Annotated in this window: 14 protein-coding genes; 12 read left to right on the top strand and 2 right to left on the bottom strand. The window is 48.8% G+C overall.

Translation table 11 applies throughout. The annotated features are described in order from the left end of the window. The first annotated feature begins 107 nt into the window (after positions 1-107). Positions 108-551 (top strand): hypothetical protein, encoded by a 444-nt coding sequence (locus BUB18_RS09470; protein ID WP_073080166.1) that lies wholly within the window; start codon positions 108-110, stop codon positions 549-551. Between the two features lie 75 nt (positions 552-626). Here the strand turns inward: BUB18_RS09470 and BUB18_RS09465 are convergent, their stop codons facing one another. Next, complete coding sequence (locus BUB18_RS09465) at positions 627-1,982, bottom strand: T9SS type B sorting domain-containing protein (RefSeq protein WP_073080164.1); 1,356 nt, start codon at positions 1,980-1,982, stop codon at positions 627-629. Between the two features lie 118 nt (positions 1,983-2,100). Here BUB18_RS09465 and BUB18_RS09460 point away from each other — a divergent pair, with 118 nt between their 5' ends. Further along, positions 2,101-3,630, top strand: a complete 1,530-nt coding sequence (locus tag BUB18_RS09460; RefSeq protein ID WP_073080163.1) for a sulfatase-like hydrolase/transferase — start codon at positions 2,101-2,103, stop codon at positions 3,628-3,630. A gap of 14 nt (positions 3,631-3,644) precedes the next feature. Here the strand turns inward: BUB18_RS09460 and BUB18_RS09455 are convergent, their stop codons facing one another. Further along, positions 3,645-4,595 carry a hypothetical protein gene (locus BUB18_RS09455; protein ID WP_073080161.1) on the bottom strand — a complete coding sequence of 317 codons (951 nt, stop codon included), beginning with the start codon at positions 4,593-4,595 and terminating at the stop codon, positions 3,645-3,647. A gap of 297 nt (positions 4,596-4,892) precedes the next feature. On the opposite strand from BUB18_RS09455, the gene BUB18_RS09450 reads away from it, so the two are divergent. The 10 genes from BUB18_RS09450 to BUB18_RS09410 all read left to right on the top strand — a co-directional run bounded on the left by BUB18_RS09450 (position 4,893) and on the right by BUB18_RS09410 (position 16,793). Next, positions 4,893-7,298, top strand: a complete 2,406-nt coding sequence (locus BUB18_RS09450) for a TonB-dependent receptor (protein WP_073080159.1) — start codon at positions 4,893-4,895, stop codon at positions 7,296-7,298. 26 nt (positions 7,299-7,324) lie between these two features. After that, complete coding sequence (locus BUB18_RS09445) at positions 7,325-8,035, top strand: hypothetical protein (RefSeq protein ID WP_143159885.1); 711 nt, start codon at positions 7,325-7,327, stop codon at positions 8,033-8,035. A 220-nt stretch (positions 8,036-8,255) separates the two neighbouring features. Beyond that, complete coding sequence (locus BUB18_RS09440; protein WP_178372106.1) at positions 8,256-8,900, top strand: response regulator transcription factor; 645 nt, start codon at positions 8,256-8,258, stop codon at positions 8,898-8,900. 274 nt (positions 8,901-9,174) lie between these two features. Next, the gene (locus BUB18_RS09435; protein ID WP_073080153.1) at positions 9,175-10,488 is read left to right on the top strand and encodes a lysine N(6)-hydroxylase/L-ornithine N(5)-oxygenase family protein; all 1,314 of its coding nucleotides are present in this window, start codon (positions 9,175-9,177) and stop codon (positions 10,486-10,488) included. A gap of 1 nt (position 10,489) precedes the next feature. Next, positions 10,490-11,656, top strand: a complete 1,167-nt coding sequence (locus BUB18_RS09430) for an MFS transporter (protein ID WP_218588017.1) — start codon at positions 10,490-10,492, stop codon at positions 11,654-11,656. Between the two features lie 3 nt (positions 11,657-11,659). After that, positions 11,660-12,247: a GNAT family N-acetyltransferase gene (locus tag BUB18_RS29835; RefSeq protein WP_218588016.1), complete on the top strand. Its 588-nt coding sequence runs from the start codon at positions 11,660-11,662 to the stop codon at positions 12,245-12,247. Between the two features lie 6 nt (positions 12,248-12,253). After that, complete coding sequence (locus BUB18_RS09425; protein ID WP_218588015.1) at positions 12,254-14,089, top strand: IucA/IucC family protein; 1,836 nt, start codon at positions 12,254-12,256, stop codon at positions 14,087-14,089. Further along, on the top strand, positions 14,086-14,691 hold the full coding sequence (locus BUB18_RS09420) for a nitroreductase family protein (protein ID WP_073080152.1): 606 nt from the start codon (positions 14,086-14,088) through the stop codon (positions 14,689-14,691). Before BUB18_RS09425 ends, BUB18_RS09420 begins: the two co-directional genes overlap by 4 nt. Before the next feature lie 24 nt (positions 14,692-14,715). Next, positions 14,716-15,675, top strand: a complete 960-nt coding sequence (locus tag BUB18_RS09415) for a sterol desaturase family protein (protein ID WP_073080151.1) — start codon at positions 14,716-14,718, stop codon at positions 15,673-15,675. Beyond that, positions 15,672-16,793, top strand: coding sequence for a Fe(II)-2OG oxygenase family protein (locus BUB18_RS09410; RefSeq protein WP_073080150.1), 1,122 nt, complete (start codon positions 15,672-15,674; stop codon positions 16,791-16,793). The genes BUB18_RS09415 and BUB18_RS09410 overlap by 4 nt, the downstream gene beginning before the upstream one ends. The last annotated feature ends 1 nt before the right edge of the window (position 16,794 follow it).

Raw genomic sequence — 16,794 nt, 5'->3', positions numbered from 1 at the left:
ACAAGAAAAGATACCCGAAAATAACTGGCAATAAGTAGCGATAATTAATCGTTGTAACATTAGTTTGGTATAATATTTTCAACGGAGTGCAAAATTGCTTTTAACAAATGAAATGGGTGCTGAAAAAGAGTAACGGTACCGATAACCCGCATGCAGTGGAGCTGAAAATGAAGCCAGAGTTTGACCCGCTAGTTGCCGCTATCTACACTATCGACTATGAGCTGTTTCCTGAGTTTATCATGGTAATCAGTCAATCGGAAAACTGGGGGTTTTCCGATGCTAACTTTCGTTTCTTCGAAGCGATGGATATGAATGAACGTACCGCCGTACATGGCTTTGAGGGGAGGGAAATGCGCCCCTCTGAAATTTTTATCAGCCAGGAACAAACAGGGACCATCCTGGTGGAGCAGGTGGAATTTAACCAGCTGGTGGAGGCATATGCCCAGGCCATGCTGGAGTTTATGCCGCAGCGAAGCCGGATCGATTTTTCCTGGACGATAGAAATGCTCAAAGCACTGGCCATCCTCCGCCATCGTATGCAGAACGGCTAAAAGAAAACCGCATGGAAGTCCACGCGGTTTTCATCGGTATTTGCTGTAGGTGTTGTATACGTATAGGTGTTGACGTTAGTCGCCCAGAATGGTGATATATCCTTTCGCTACATCCGTCGTTTTTGTAATCGAATTAAATACAGTGAAGGTATAGTAATAGGTTCCTTCTGCCAGGCGTTGCCCGTTCAGCTTACCATCCCAGGTGTTGCTGTAGTTTTTCTGTTTAAAAATCATGCGACCGGTACGGTCGGTGATGATGACTTCGTTTTCCGGGTAGTCTTCCAGGCTCTGAATCACCCATCGGTCGTTACGGCCGTCGTTATTCGGCGTGATCACGTTATTGGCACGGATTATAAAATCAGCCATCACACGGATTTCAATATTAGCCGTATCGCGGCAACCACTGTTATTGGTAGCTACTACTTCGTAACGGGTAGTTTTTACCGGTTTCACGGTAACGGCTGCAGCACCGGTTTCTCCTTCGAGGCCGGCTGCGGGTGTCCAGCTGTAATTGTCTGCACCGCTGGCGGTGAGTATCAGCAGTTCGCCTTTCGGCACCACGGTACCTTTGTTGGAGCTGATGGCTACGGAAGGAATACCGTTGACGGTGATATTAAAGCTACGGGTACGGGTATCCTGTCCGCCGTTCCTGACGCCGCCATTATCCTTTATCATAACCGTTACCTGGCAGGTGCCTGCGTTGATGCCGGTTTTCACCTGGTAGGTGAGCTGGCCATCGTTGGTCACCTGGAGGAAATCGAGCATGGGCAGGTCAGCGATGGCTACCAGGCTGTATGTTTGATCCGGTTCTACGGCCGACATTCCCGTTAATTGTATCGTATCAGGCCCGTTGCCGCTGCAGATAGCCTTATCCGGTATGGCATCCAGCGTAGGGGCGATATTGACATAGGTATCATGGATGGCGACGATAATTTCGGCGAGGTTGCTGGTTTCCAGGCCGTCGCTGACGGATACGAACAGGCTGACCATTTTGCCCCGGTTGGTTTGCAGCAGGGCGGTATTATCCACGTAGAGGCGACCGCTGGCATCAAGACGGAAGGCGCCTTTCGTTTCATCATCTGCCAGTTGCCATTGCAGGTTGGTGCCGCTGGCGGTGAGTTGCCCTACGAGCGTGCCCGAGGCCGCATCATCGCGCACTGTAAACGTTTCCATGGTTACTACCGGCGGTGCGGCAGCATAGCCGTAAGCTATTTCACTATTCGCCTGGCCGGTATTAGCATGCGCTACCGTCGCCGCGACAGCGTAGCGGGCAGCTATTTCACTATTCGCATGGCCGGTAGTGGCATGCACCACGGGTGCTGCCAGTAGCAGGCCGGCATACAAGAGCAGCAGGGGGCTTACTTTTAAAAAGTAGATTTTATTCATAGGCTTTCGGTACAGGGTCACTCCATTACTGAAGTGATATTTCATATTTGTAAAGATAAAGACCTTTTTCTGTTATAGAAATAAAAATTATAATATATGAAAAATTTTAATTGAAAACAATCGTTTTATTTTTAGTGTTTTAAAAAATAAAGCCTCTTTATATATGTTGACCTTTCTGTACCCCCTCTTGCAGGCTATCCTGTTTCCCTTTGCTCAACCGGCGGCGCCGCAGGCCAGGCCGTTGAATGTCATCTGGATAATTACGGACGATCTGGGGTATTACGACCTTAGTAGTTATGGCAACAAGGCGATACAAACGCCCAATATCGATGCGCTGGGTACCAGCGGGGTTCGTTTCACCAAAGCATATGCTACGGCACCCATCTGCGGCCCTTCCCGGGAAGGGATTATAACGGGTCGCTACCAGCAGCGTTTTGGGGGAGAATTTATGCCCTATGAAGTGATAGATCCGAAGTACCGGCGAAAGTTTGCAAAACAATATCTCCTGCACAAGGGGAAGAGTCCCGGCCTGGAAATGCTGCGGCCTCACATGAGTGCCAACCCATCTAACTACCAGACAGGACTGGCCTCCAAAGAACTAACCATCGGTGATGTGATGAAGCAGCACGGTTACACCACGGGAGTGATAGGGAAATGGAACGAAGGCGCCGGCGACGGCTATTACCCTGACGAGCGCGGATTTGACTACAACTATTCCTTTTCGGGGGCCCTTACCCGTTATGTGGACGATCCGATCGATCACGAGCGCTATACCTCCATGCGGCTTCCCTGGTCATTTTCTGATATTCCCGCCTGGGCACCCCGTTATGGGTCCAGCGCCATAACGGCTGGCCGGCAGGTGGTGAAGGACACGGGCTACCTTACCTTCTCCCTGGCGAAAAAAGCAACCGAATTTATTGACCACCATAAAGAACATCCTTTTTTCCTTATGCTGTCCTTCAATGCGCCGCACGACCCGTTTCAGGCACCTAAAGCATACCTGCAACGGGTACCACCGGATACAGATAGTGTACGCCGCATTTACAATGCTATGATACTGGCCCTGGATGATGCCGTTGGTAGCGTAATGGAGCAGTTGAAAACCGCTGGCATTGAAAACAATACACTGGTATTTCTTATCAGCGATAACGGTGCCGCCACATACACCCGTGCCACTGACAATGCACCGCTGCGCGGCGGCAAATGCACACACTTTGAAGGCGGCCTCCTCGTGCCATTCCTCATGAAAATGCCCGGCAGCGGGGCAAGGGGTACCACCTACACCAAACCCGTCAGCTCCCTGGATATGTTTGCCACTACCATAGCCGCAGCTGGCCTGCCACTGCCGGCAGACAGGCCGTACGACGGTGTATCACTGCTGCCTTATGTGGAACAGCAAAATACCGCTGCACCACACCCGGTGCTCTACTGGCGCAATGGCTACTCTAAAGCCATCCGCCAGCAAAACTGGAAGCTATACCTCAACGACTACAACAAAAAAATATTCCTCTTCGACCTGGATGCGGATCCGTTCGAACACGTAAATCTTGCTACACGCTACCCGGAAAAAGTAGCGGCGTTGAAAGATGCGTTGCAGCATTGGGAAAAAAATGAAACGATTCCGCCTAAATGGCCCAGCGGCGCCGACATCAAAATGAAAGACGCAGGAGAGTGGTTATACTTCCCATCCTGACACACGCTGCAATACTAATTTTTAGGTAACAGGTATACCTGCGAATTGATATACTGCATCAGGCTTTGCAGGTTCTGGTTGAGGGAGCGGATGGTGGATTGCAGCTCGTTGAGCATGGCCGCGCGCGTATGCAGGTCGTCTGCCGTATATACGCCGCCGTTACCGAAGTATTTTTCTTCATCCCCCTTGCTGACTTTTTCATCCAGATCGTATTTTTTCCAGCGGCCGGAAATACTCTGCACCAGGGAAACAGTGCCGCTGGTACTGAAATGTTGATCACTCAGCATGTACCACAGGCCAGGAGAGTAGATGTCGCTGGTATCCGCCTGCGCCCAGATATCCCTCAGCACATTCCTGTGCAGCGAAAGCCTGATCTTCCTTCCCGCGGGTTTGACCGTCATCAGCGCCATCCCTGAACTAATCACTCCGCCAGTGATCGCGGCTACATTCTGCGTGCGGTCGTCCTTAAAAGCAATGGTGGCCACCGTGGTGATCGCTGCTACAATTATAGAACCCACTGTAAGTTTAGTATTACGGTTGCTGTTGAGGTTGTCGAGATACCGGCCCAGCTGATCGGCACGTTCTCCTTCACAATCCATTTCCGCTGCCAGTCCGGAAATTTCCGTAACGGCCAGGAGTAAACGCTGTTGGATGGTGGATCTGATGGAAGCCCGTTGTATCAGAGATCGGAGGCTGGTATCTTTTTCCAGCCGCTTTATTTCCGTAATCAGCGATAGCGTACCGGTAGCATTGGCACTCATTATAACATCCACCGGCATATCCGGATGCACACGCATAAGAGAGTCAGTATTACCCGGCGGCGTAGTAGCCACCGTTTTTTGAAATAACGGGGCAGGGGCACAATAGTTTTGCTGGAATTGGGAGTTGCCATCCAATACCTTGCTGCTGCCACAGGCATACAAGAGTAATAGCGTAATAACCGTAACGGGTATATTTAATTTCATTGTAAATAATTACACGGCAAAAGGCCGGATTGTTTTCCGTACAATCGAATTCCGTAAACCTGTTAGCTGGTTGGCACTCCTGCATAAACTGCTTAAGTCTCCCTTTCAAATGTCATTTTATCACTGTAAGCAACTTTTTATGTCTATATAGTTTAAGACAAATTAAAATACTCACTCACCTAATAATCATATACATATATTAAAAATTACTTGAATTTCCTGATCTCGTAAATCAATTTCCCGCTTGCGTAACCGCTCCCTTTTGCCCGCCTATACCTTTGCATGCAAAAAAAGCCGATGAAACAATTTTTACTGCGCTCCGCTACCAAAAAAGCACTGATGATGATCGTGCTTTTAGCTGCGGTTTGGAGCCAGGCACTTGCAGATGAAATTTTATCAGCCATCAGAGGCCGTGTGCTCACGTCAGATGGATTACCCGCCCCATATGTTACCGTTAGATTACAACATACCAACTACGGCGCTCTTACTGATGCTAATGGCGACTTCGTAATAAAAAGAGTGAAGCCGGGAAAATATACCCTCGTTATATCCCTGGTAGGATACGATAATGTGACGCAGCAGGTGGAAGTAGAAAACGATAAAATCTCCCAACTCAATGTTACGCTCGGAGCTTCCGGCCAGCAAATGAAGGAGATCACCATTGTGGGTGAGTCCAACAAATACACGGTGCTTTCACCTTCCAACTCCCTGCGTTTAAACCAGCCGCTGGTAGAAGTGCCGCAGAGCATAACGGAAGTATCTAAGGAAATAATGGCCGACCAGCAGATCTACAACATGCAGGAAGGCGTTACCAGAAACGTTTCAGGCGTGTCGCGACTGGCCCACTGGGATATGTATGCCAATATCCAGATGCGCGGGAGTCGCGCTACCTCCATGCGCAATGGTATGAACGTATTCATCAGTCCATGGAGCCCGCTCACGGAGGATTTCAGCATGGTAGACCGCATCGAGTTTGTAAAGGGCCCTGCGGGATTCATGCTCTCCAATGGTGAACCTGGTGGACTTTACAATGTAGTAACCAAAAAGCCTACGGGTAACACACAAGGGGAAGTAACGATGTCGCTCGGCAGCTATGATAACTACCGCGCCACCCTCGACCTGGATGGCAAATTATCCAAAGACGGAAAACTGCTTTACCGCTTCAATCTGGCTGGTGAAGCTAAAAACGGCTGGCGTGATTTCGACTACACCAACCGTTATAGCATTTCTCCGGTAATCAAATATTTGATCGACGATAAAAACAGCATCACCCTGGAATATAACCTCCAGTATATGCAACTGCCGGTAATTGGTGGTAACTATTCCTTCTCCAAACGTGGCTATGGGGATCTCCCTGTCAACTTCACCACCATTGAAGGAAATATGGATCCTACCACCATTAAGGATAACAGTGTGATGGCCTTCTATGAACATAAGTTTAACCAGGACTGGAAACTGACCGCGCAATTTGGTTACTTCCACTTCAGCCAGATAGGGCAGAGCATGTGGCCTAAAGGATTCTATGATCCTAATAACGACAGCCTGCTGCAACGCAGCATCAACATCTGGGATGGACTGGGCCTTAATAAAACGGCACAGGTATTTATCAACGGTACCGTTAGAACCGGTGCGCTGGTACATAACATCCTCGGTGGTGTAGATATGAAATACAGCAACTACTGGGCGGATTGGAGCCAGGGGGCAGACTTTGGCGACGGTACCTTCAACATCTACAAACCTGTATACGGTGGCGTAAAAATGCCTAAATGGGATCGCTCTACGGATATACGTACCCGTGGTGTGGAATACAATTATGGCTACAGCGCCGTATACCTGCAGGACCAGATCGGATTCTTCAACGATGCACTGCGCTTCACCATCGCCGGCCGATATACTACCAACACGGTGGTGAGTCCGTACGATGGTAAAAATAAAGACAGCAAATTCACGCCACGCGTTGGTATCAGCTATTCCATCGACCGCAATACCTCCGTTTACGGTGTATACGACGTTGCCTTCATGCAGAACCCGGGACTGGACTATCAGAAGAAAACTTTTGAACCACTTACCGGCAGCAACGTGGAAGTAGGCTTTAAGCGCGACTGGTTCAACGGCCGCTTTACATCTACCCTCGCGCTGTACCAGATCATTAAAAACAATGTACTCACCCAGGACAACGAACACCGCGACCCGGTTACACAAGGCTACATCTACCAGCGTACCAACGGCCAGCAAAAAATCAAAGGGCTGGAAGTAGATATCCAGGGCGAAGTGGTTAAAGGCCTCAACCTCGTAGTGAACTATGCTTATACCGATGGGGTGGTATCCAAAGATTTTGATGAAAAACTGGTAGGCAACTACGTACCGGGTATCTCCAAACATATTCAGAACACCTGGCTCACTTATACCATCGGAACCGGTGCCCTGAAAGGATTACGTGCCAACCTAGGATATCAGTACCAGGCAGGTCGTGTAGCCGGTATGGTGTACGATAAAACCGAAAACTTCATTCCCGATTACTTCAGAATGGATGGTGGCTTAGGCTATAACATCAATAAATTCAGCATCAATGTGCTGGTAAATAACCTGCTGGATAAATACCTCTGGACTGGTGGTCCTTCCGGGGATAACTTCGGTAAGATCTACTACTGGCAAACAGAACCTGGTCGCAATGTACGCATGAGCGTTGGCTACCGTTTTTAATCATAACAAACCCTCAATTATATAAAATGAAAAAAGTACTATTTTCTGTATTACTGTGCTGTAGCATGTTTACCGCTTTTGGTCATGCCCTCTGGATTGAAACTACCGTAAACGGTAAAAAAGGTCAGCCCCAGGAAGTGAAAGTCTTTTTGGGTGAATATGCCGAAAACGAAAGGGATTCCATCCAGAACTGGTTCAGTAACATGAAGGATTTTCAGCTATACCTGATCGACCCTTCGGGTAACAAAACCAAACTGGAATGCCAGCCTGCAGGTACCTATTTCAAAGCTACCTTTACGCCACAGCAGGACGGGGCTTATGTGCTCTATATCGATCACACCGTGCAGGAAGTATACGGTGGCAGCAAAATCCGTTACTATGCGCAGGGCCTGGTACAGGTTAACAATACCAACGGCCTGGCTAACCTGAAACAAAACGATTTTGTATTGCAGACATCAGCCGTAACTGCTAAAAAAGTAAATACTCCTGAGCAGGTATCCCTGTTTAACAAAACAAAAACGGTATTACCTAAAGCTGAGCTGACCGTAATTTCTCCAAGCGGATGGACCAAAAAAATCAATGCAGAAGGCGGTAAATCCCTGAGCTATGCTCCTGTGGAGGCAGGTCGCTACCTGCTGGAAGGTACTTACCTGGAAGAAGAAAAAGGACAACATGAAGGAAAGCCTTTTGAGCGTGTTTGGTATTGCGTTACTTATTGCAAGGACGTGACAAAATAAACAGATGCCCTTAAAAAAGACTATCCTAAAGATAAACAGCTGGCTCGGACTTGTGTCCGGGCCAGCTGTTTTAATACTTGTGAATCCTATTCAAGCCCGTAAGAGAGCGTAATCAGTTTACTTAAACCCCTGAAAATTTTTAAGAACCATAAACCATATTAATCTTCCTTTTTAAAAACAGGTCATATAAAGTGTAATCAGCACAATGAACAGTACAAATATGACCCGTATTATACTGGCGGATGCTCAACCTGTTTTCAGAGAAGGAATCAAAAGTTTGTTAGCGGATCATCAAAATAACTACCAGATAGAAGAGGCAGGTAACAGCGCAGAGCTGCGGCCTGCGCTGCTGGCCTTTCATCCGGATATATTAATCCTGGACTATGATCCCTCATTCTTTGATGCTGATGAAATATTCAGCACCTTGTCTGTGATCCCGGAATGTAAGGTGATCATTATCTCAGGACAGAAAAGAAAAGTGGACGTATTGAAATTACTGGATTGCAATGTCTACTGCTATCTTACCAAAGAATGCAGAAAAAAAGATATTCATGAAGCCATCCATTGTGCCATCCATGGAGAAAAATTCTTTTGCAGCTTTGCAGTAGATGTGCTGCTGTCTGACAGAAAGAGAACACCCTTCATCCCGCAAATCCCGCCGGAAGGCTTATCGGCCAGGGAAACCGAGATTATCCGACATATAGTACGCGGTAAGTCGAACAAAGAAATTGCCAGCGAGATGCATTTAAGCCAGCATACCGTCCACACGCACAGAAGAAACATCATGAAGAAATTACAACTTCATTCTGCGGTGGAACTCTGCAACTATGCGCTGGAGTCCGGAATTGTGAGATTAGAAAACTAAAGAGCATACCCGTGTGTTTGCATGCATTGGGGCAACCGATTCACCAACGGTTGCCCCAATGTATTTTGTTTTTTTTAGGGAGATGGTAACTGAGGCCATTCCTCCACTGCCCGCCATGGACCATTGTTACAGGGAGCGAGGCCACCGCGTTAATACCACTTGCATGGTAATAAAACTACCATCCTGCTACCATCATTATACCACCTTACAGCGATTTCTTACGGTTACGCCAACACGTATTTTTAAACCTGCTATCATAATAAATGGAAATGCTATGAACAAAATGATCTATGATTTTGCTGCGGTTGGCGTTGGCCCTTTTAACCTCGGACTGGCTTGCCTCACACATCCCCTGAAGGAGCTGCAAGGCATCTTCCTCGACAAACGACCCGATTTCAACTGGCATCCCGGTATGCTGCTGCAGGATACCACCCTCCAGGTGCCTTTCCTGGCGGATCACGTAACGCTGGCTGATCCTACCAGCCCATTCAGCTTTCTGAATTACCTGAAAGCATCCGGCAGAATTTACTCGTTCTACATCCGGGAGAATTTTAAAATGCTACGGAATGAATACAACCAGTATTGCCGCTGGACGATCAGTAAACTGGATAACATTCACTTTAACACAGCCGTGAAGGCTATTCACTACGATGAGGCGCAACAGTTATATCTCCTGGAATGCAGTAACAGCCAACAGATAAAAGCGAAACGCCTCGTACTCGGTACCGGCACCGTGCCGTATGTGCCGGCTAACTGTAAAGCCTATATGGACAAAGCGATCCATAGTGCCAGCTACCTGCAACACAAGCACCGCCTGCAATCCGGCCGTAGCATTACTATTGTGGGCAGTGGACAAAGTGCCGCAGAAATATACTACGACCTCCTCCAGGATATTGATACCTATGGTTATGCACTTCACTGGATCACCCGATCGCCCAGGTTTTACCCGCTTGAGTACAGTAAGCTCACCCTGGAAATGACGTCGCCTGAATATGTAGACTATTTCTACAACCTCACCCAGGAAAAGCGGGATCACCTGCTGCATCATCAGAAGCACCTGTACAAAGGCATTAACAACGATCTGATTGCATCGATATTTGACACGATTTACGCTAAAAAACTTGTATCGGATGTAACGATCAGTCTGCGCACCAATGCCGATCTGCAAGAGGTAGCTTACGACGGGACCACTGAAAACTTCCGCCTAACCTTCTTTCAGGAAGAACAGGAAAAATATTACACCCACGAAACGGCAGGACTGGTGCTGGCCACCGGTTATACGCACCGTATTCCCGATTTTATGGAACCTGTTGCCGATCGTTTCCGCACCGATGATAAAAACCGCTTCCTGGTAAACAGGAATTACACGGTGGATAAAAATGCCCGTGAAATTTTTGTGCAGAACGCCGAACTGCACACCCATGGCTTTGTAACGCCTGACCTCGGGATGGGCTGCTACCGCAATGCCTGGATCATCCGGGAAATGCTGGGCAGGGAAGTATATCCGATTGAACAGCGTATAGCCTTCCAGCAATTTGCCGTAGACGCAGGAGAGGAGATTGTTTTACCAAAAGCGCACACCCTGTAACATGCCGGTAAGAGTATTTTTGATTGCCATGACATTGGTGGCGGTGGTGAGTGATTACATGATGCACCCGTTTTACCCACTCTTTTTTGCTACCCGCTTCGGAGTTACCGATCCGCGTATTACCGGCATCTATTTCAGCGCGGTATGTGCCACGGTGATGATTGCTTTTCCTATATGGGCCATAGTTTCCCGCCGGATCCCCGAACTGCGTATCCTCGTATATACGCAGCTGATAGCAGGAATTTTAGCTGGCAGCTGTGCTTTCATTACCTCGTATCCATGGTTCTGGGTGGTGTCTTTGTTGGTGATCGTGTTTAAAGGTTCCTACCTGTTAGTGTATCCTTACATTTTACGCATCACCCCTGTAGCAAAACATGTGGGTATCATCAGCGTCCTGTCGGTGATCATTCACCTGGGAAGTGTGCTGGGCGCTATTTTCGGCGGTATGGTAATCGACTGGCTGCAACCACGGTATATCTACCTGGGCATGGCTGCAGGCGATTTTTTTCAGGCGGCGCTTAGTATGTATTTACTCAGCATGGGTAAGCAGGAACCGGCGCCGCAGGAAACTGCATCACATAGCTGGTTCGATCTTATTCCGGGCGGCACCATGCTGAAGCTGAGCGTTATCACGCTGTTGTTTTATTATGCTGATTTTCTCATCCGCCCGTTTTTTGTGCGCTATTGGGAATCGGTGTCCTCCTCAGATAGCCGCATTTTATCCGGTACCATCTACGCTATTCCGGCGGCGGTGGCCGTGGCGGCACTGTATGCAAATAAAACGCGCAAGCCTTATAATACGCCATGGCATGGGATATTGCCGGCATTGCTCCTGGCGCTTTGCGGATTAATCTTGCAGGCCTATCCGGCTATTTTAACGATCATCGCAGGCAGGTGCCTCTACGGCTGGGCGTTTTTTCAATGTGCCGTCCGATTTGATGCGCTGTTGTTTCATATCAGCGATCCGGCATCGTATGCTGTGGAGTACAGTAAAATTCATTTTTTCCAGAACCTGGGTGTGCTGGCCGCTTCGTTTTCTGCCGGCGTGCTGGCGGAATACCTGCCGCTCAACGTACCGTTTGTAGTGGCGTTTGCAGGCTATGCCGGTGTAGTACTGTTGTACTACCTGATGGCGCGCACCCGTCTCCAAACCCTTTCACAATATTGATGTATGCAGGTAATATCTCCCTTACATACCATGCCGGTATACCAGGAAACCAGCCACCCGTTTGGTACAATTGAACTGTGGCCCATGGACCTGCAAAAAGACATACCGGTGATTTATAAATGGGTGACGCAGCCCTATGCTACTTACTGGGGCATGACGGATAAGTCGCTGACAGCAGTAGCGCTCGAATACAGCAACATCTTCAACAGCGATCATTCCATGGCTTTAATGGGGAAGGTAGGCGGTATCACCAGCTTCCTCTGCGAAGTATATGATCCGGCTTATGACCTCATTGGGAGCCATTACCAGGTACTGAAGGGAGATGTAGGCATGCACCTCCTCATTGGCCCTGCGGAAAAGCAAATACATGGCTTTACATGGGCCATATTCAGCGCCGTCATGGATTTTCTTTTTCAAAACCCCGCTCACCAACGGGTGATTGTAGAGCCGGATACCAGGAATGAAAAAATCCACCGGCTCAACAGGCGCGCCGGTTTTGTTTATGAGAAGGAAGTGCAGCTGCCTCATAAAACCGCGGCCCTGGCTACCTGCACAAGAGAACACTATCAATTATCAAAGAAAAAAAACTAATAGCATATGAAAGCACCTGAGCAACTGGTGGCACATCTGCAACCTGAAATATGGGCAGCCGCCAACAGACTCCACCTCGCTAAAATCATCAGCGAATTTTCACACGAGCTGCTGCTGCAGCCGGAATATATCAGTGACCACAACGAATGGAGCCGGTACCGCCTGAGCGCGCCGGATGCTACGGGCACCGTGTATTATTTCAATGCACGCGTCATGAGCCTGCAACACTGGCACATCGATACCAATAGCATCTCCAAACATACAAATGAACAAGAGCAGCCACTGGACAGCATCCTGTTTATCCAGGAATTTAAAAGTCTGCTCAATATTAGCGAAGCGCAGCTTCCCGGCTACCTCGAAGAAATCACCAGCACCCTGTACGGCAGTGCATTTATGATGAGCAGGCCGCAGCTGCCGCTGACCGAATTGGCAAAGGCCGACTACCAAACATTGGAGCACGCCATGACCAGCGGTCATCCCTGCTTTGTTGCCAACAACGGCCGCATTGGTTTTGATGCCAATGACTATGAGCAATATGCGCCGGAAGCGGATCAGCCTATCCGCCTCATCTGGCTGGCAGGGCATAAGAGTCGCACCGCATATAGCGCCGTGAGCGAACTTCCTTATGCTACCCTGATTAGGCAGGAACTGGGCGCACCTGTATTGGAGCAGTTTAATAAAATACTGACAGACAAAGGCCTGCAGCCGGATGATTACTTCTTTATTCCCGTGCACCCCTGGCAGTGGTATAATAAACTGGCCATCATCTGCGCACCTGACCTGGCTAATCATCACCTGGTATGCCTGGGGTATAGTCCGGACGAATTCAATGCCCAGCAATCTATCCGCACCTTTTATAACCGCTCCAATCCGGAGAAGCACTACACTAAAACAGCCCTGTCTATCCTCAACATGGGCTTCATAAGGGGATTAACACCTTATTACATGGACAGTACGCCGCCAATCACAGAATGGATCAGGGAAGCGGTAGGTAAAGATCCTTACATCGTAAACAACGGTTTCACACTCTTATGTGAAGTAGCTACGGTAGGATACCGCAATTTTTACTACGAGCCTTTCGGCAAGCAGGCGGCCTACAATAAAATGCTGGCGGGCCTCTGGCGGGAAAGTCCGGCCAAAGTGCTGCAACCCGGCCAGCAACTGATGACCATGGCGGCCTTACTGCATAAGGATTTCCAGGGCAACGCCCTGCTACCTGCTGTGATCAGCGCTTCCGGTATTGATACCGCTTCCTGGATAAAAAAACACCTGCGCGCCTACCTTACGCCGTTGTTGCACTGCTTCTACGAGCACGACCTGGTATTTATGCCGCATGGGGAAAATCTCATTTTGGTGATGGAAAATCAGGTGCCGGTGAAAGCGATTATGAAAGACATCACCGAGGAAATCGGCGTGTTCCGCATGCGTACGGATATTGCAGAAAAAGGCCGGCGTATATGCGTGGAGGTGCCCGAAGAGTTGCGTATCCTCAGTATTCTTACCGATATCTTCGATTGCTTTTTCCGTTTCCTGGCGCCTATCCTGGACACACAATGCAATTTCCCGGAAGCAGCCTTCTGGCAGTTGGTAGCCGATTGCGTGTATGAATACCAGTCGGAGCAACCGCAGCACCAGCAAAAGTTTGAGCAGTATGATATGTTTGCGCCGGAGTTTATTTTATCCTGCTTAAACCGGCTGCAATTGCGAAACAACCGCCAGATGGTGGACCTGGCAGATCCGGCCGGTAGTCTGCAACTGGCAGGTACCCTGCGTAATCCGATAGCGCCGTTTAAACGTGCCATCAAAGTTACTCCTGAACTATCTAACGCAGTAAGTATATGATAGCAACGGAAACCAGGCGGGATGTTCGTCAGCAGTTGCTGACGGACATTATCCGCAACCGGCGGAGTGTATACGCCGACGACTATACGAACGAACCCATTCCCGAAACCATCATCCGGGAAGTGCTCACCAACGCTACGTGGGCGCCTACCTACAGGATGACACAGCCCTGGAGCTTTATTGTTTTGCAGGGAAGTCAGCGCAGGCCCTTTGGGGAGTACCTGGCAGCGTACTATCGCGAACGGCTATCCGAAGAAGTGTTTCCCAAGGAACGGTATGAGCGGGCCAAAGTCTATCCGGAAAGGGCGGCCTGTATGATCGTACTCATCATGTGCCGCCATACTAAAATTGAAATAAAAGAATGGGAAGAAATGGCCGCTGTATGCTGTGCCGTACAAAATATGGCGCTTACCTGCGAAGCCTATGATATAGGCGCTTATTGGGATAGCTGCGATGCCTGTGTGGAATACGCCAGTCGCTTTGGCCTGGCGCCAAACGAAAAATGCCTGGGATTTTTTTATATGGGCTATTATGATAGGGCTACTTATTGTAACCCGAAAAGGCGTACGCCGATTGAAAAAAAAGTTACCTGGCTGTATTGATTTTTTACCTGAAAACCTGATTATATGGATAGCACATTGCCTTTAATTTTAGGAAAGATGCAGGGAGTATTTGGCTATGTTGTACTTGGCCTGGTGGTGCTGGAATGGGTGATCCTTGTGCTCACCCGTAAGATGGAGAGCAACCGCGAAGGATGGGTGAATATCTTCTCCTATGTGCTGGACAGCATTCCGCCCATCTTCCTCGGGAAAATCCTCATTTTTGGCACTATGATGTGGCTATACGAATACCGCCTGTTTACCCTTGGATATGCCTGGTATATCTGGATACTGGCTTATTTCGTATACGATTTTATGTTCTGGCTCATACATTACCTGGGGCATAAAGTACGCTTCTTCTGGTGCATTCATGGTGTACACCATACTGCCGAAGAAATGAAGCTGACCGTAGCGGTGCGGGGTTCTTTCCTGGGAATACTGCATATGCCACTCACTATCCTTGGCCTGCCGCTGCTGGGCTTTGATCCTTTTATGTTGTTTATAGTAGAGGCTATTGCGAGATTATATGGCCTCTATGAACATGTAAACGATCATTTCGACGACATCGTCGGGAAACAGCGGTGGCTCGAAGTTTTTTTCGTAACGCCTTCCATACACCGGGTCCATCATGCTAAAAACCTGATTTACCTGGACCGTAATTACGGAGAAACATTTTCTATCTGGGACCGGATCTTCGGCACTTTCCAATCGGAAGTAAACGACGTGAAACCAGAATATGGATTACTTAACCATCACATCAACAGCAAAAACCTGTGGCAGGTGCAGGTAGGCCTCTGGAAAGATCTCTGGCAGGACGTTCGCACCGCCCCGGGCTGGAAAAATAAGCTCCGGTATCTTGTAATGCCCCCCGGATGGAACCACTACGATGGCGGCAAACTGGCCGCCGAATACCGGGAGGAAGGATGGCAGCAATTGAAAGCAAAGCAATCGCGCAAACCAGTTACCCAATTAAACCCTTCTGCATGAAAAATTTAACCGTTACTACCAAGGATATACCCGTGGAGGACTGGCAACAAACCAGCAATATTCCTCCGGCAGCCCCACTGATCGTGGATATCACCGCACGTGAATCTACCGCCATTCACTACATCGGGCAAAAGCTGATCCGTGAATACGGCAGCTACGAAAATCCGGCGTTTCTGGCGACGCTGCACCTGAACGCCTATCAGCTGCTACCCGAACGAATTACCCGCATCCTCAGCGCTTTCGGTACTGATTTCTCCGCCTCGCAATATGGCGCCATTGTGTTCCGTGGATTGATGCAGGTAGACCAGGAAGAGCTGGGCAAAACGCCCGCCAGCTGGAAAGAGATGGACCCCGAGAAGCTGTACGCGTTCGGGTTTATCAGTAGCCTGATCCACGGCGCCGTGCCCAGCAAACCAGTGCAGTACTATGCACAACGAAAAGGAGGAGGGCTGCTGCACCCCATCATTCCGGATGAAAACATGAGCTATACCCAAACCGGCAGCGGCTCCCGCACGGATCTGTTTGTACATACAGAAGATGCGTTCCTCTATAACCAGGCAGACTTCCTCAGCTTTTTGTTTGTACGCAATGAAGAGCAGGTCCCATCCACCTTGTATTCTATTCGCTCGCACGGCGCTACGGACGCTATTATGGCCCCCTTGTTCCGGGACCTCTATAAATGCCCTAAGGATGCCAATTACAGCCAGGATGCTGCGGTAGGTGAAGAGGTTTCTACCGCTGTTTTATACGGTAACAGTACCTATCCATTTATCCGCTTTGATGCAGCCGAACAGATTTATAATTCAGATGCGAATCAATCGGCCGAAGCACTGCACCACCTCGAAGAATTCTGGAAGGTGGCGAAAACACATATCTATAACGATTTTGTACCACAGGCCGGAGACCTGATTTTCGTAAACAATCACCTCTGCGCGCATGGGCGTAATGCTTTCATGGCGGGTTTCCGCAATGAAAACGGTAATATGGTGCCCTGTGAGCGCAGGATGATGCTACGAATGATGAGTAAAACCAGCTTAATCCATATCCGCTCAGTTACCCGCACCAACGATCCTTTCTTTATCATGGAAGAGCACTATGGCAAAGTATTCCAGGACTAAT

The sequence above is a fragment of the Chitinophaga jiangningensis genome (assembly GCF_900142605.1).
GTDB lineage: Bacteria > Bacteroidota > Bacteroidia > Chitinophagales > Chitinophagaceae > Chitinophaga > Chitinophaga jiangningensis.
The sequence above is the reverse complement of the archived record's forward strand: the minus strand, read 5'-3'. Positions and strand labels throughout refer to the sequence as shown.

Excerpts from the sequence above, each read along its gene's own strand:
- BUB18_RS09450 (WP_073080159.1), top strand. The coding sequence starts at position 4,893 with ATGAAACAATTTTTACTGCGCTCCGCTACCAAAAAAGCACTGATGATG.
- BUB18_RS09460 (WP_073080163.1), top strand. The coding sequence starts at position 2,101 with ATGTTGACCTTTCTGTACCCCCTCTTGCAGGCTATCCTGTTTCCCTTT.
- BUB18_RS09435 (WP_073080153.1), top strand. The coding sequence starts at position 9,175 with ATGAACAAAATGATCTATGATTTTGCTGCGGTTGGCGTTGGCCCTTTT.
- BUB18_RS09445 (WP_143159885.1), top strand. The coding sequence starts at position 7,325 with ATGAAAAAAGTACTATTTTCTGTATTACTGTGCTGTAGCATGTTTACC.
- BUB18_RS09415 (WP_073080151.1), top strand. The coding sequence starts at position 14,716 with ATGGATAGCACATTGCCTTTAATTTTAGGAAAGATGCAGGGAGTATTT.
- BUB18_RS09420 (WP_073080152.1), top strand. The coding sequence starts at position 14,086 with ATGATAGCAACGGAAACCAGGCGGGATGTTCGTCAGCAGTTGCTGACG.
- BUB18_RS09410 (WP_073080150.1), top strand. The coding sequence starts at position 15,672 with ATGAAAAATTTAACCGTTACTACCAAGGATATACCCGTGGAGGACTGG.
- BUB18_RS09455 (WP_073080161.1), bottom strand. The coding sequence starts at position 4,595 with ATGAAATTAAATATACCCGTTACGGTTATTACGCTATTACTCTTGTAT.
- BUB18_RS09430 (WP_218588017.1), top strand. The coding sequence starts at position 10,490 with ATGCCGGTAAGAGTATTTTTGATTGCCATGACATTGGTGGCGGTGGTG.
- BUB18_RS09470 (WP_073080166.1), top strand. The coding sequence starts at position 108 with ATGAAATGGGTGCTGAAAAAGAGTAACGGTACCGATAACCCGCATGCA.
- BUB18_RS29835 (WP_218588016.1), top strand. The coding sequence starts at position 11,660 with ATGCAGGTAATATCTCCCTTACATACCATGCCGGTATACCAGGAAACC.
- BUB18_RS09440 (WP_178372106.1), top strand. The coding sequence starts at position 8,256 with ATGACCCGTATTATACTGGCGGATGCTCAACCTGTTTTCAGAGAAGGA.
- BUB18_RS09425 (WP_218588015.1), top strand. The coding sequence starts at position 12,254 with ATGAAAGCACCTGAGCAACTGGTGGCACATCTGCAACCTGAAATATGG.
- BUB18_RS09465 (WP_073080164.1), bottom strand. The coding sequence starts at position 1,982 with ATGAAATATCACTTCAGTAATGGAGTGACCCTGTACCGAAAGCCTATG.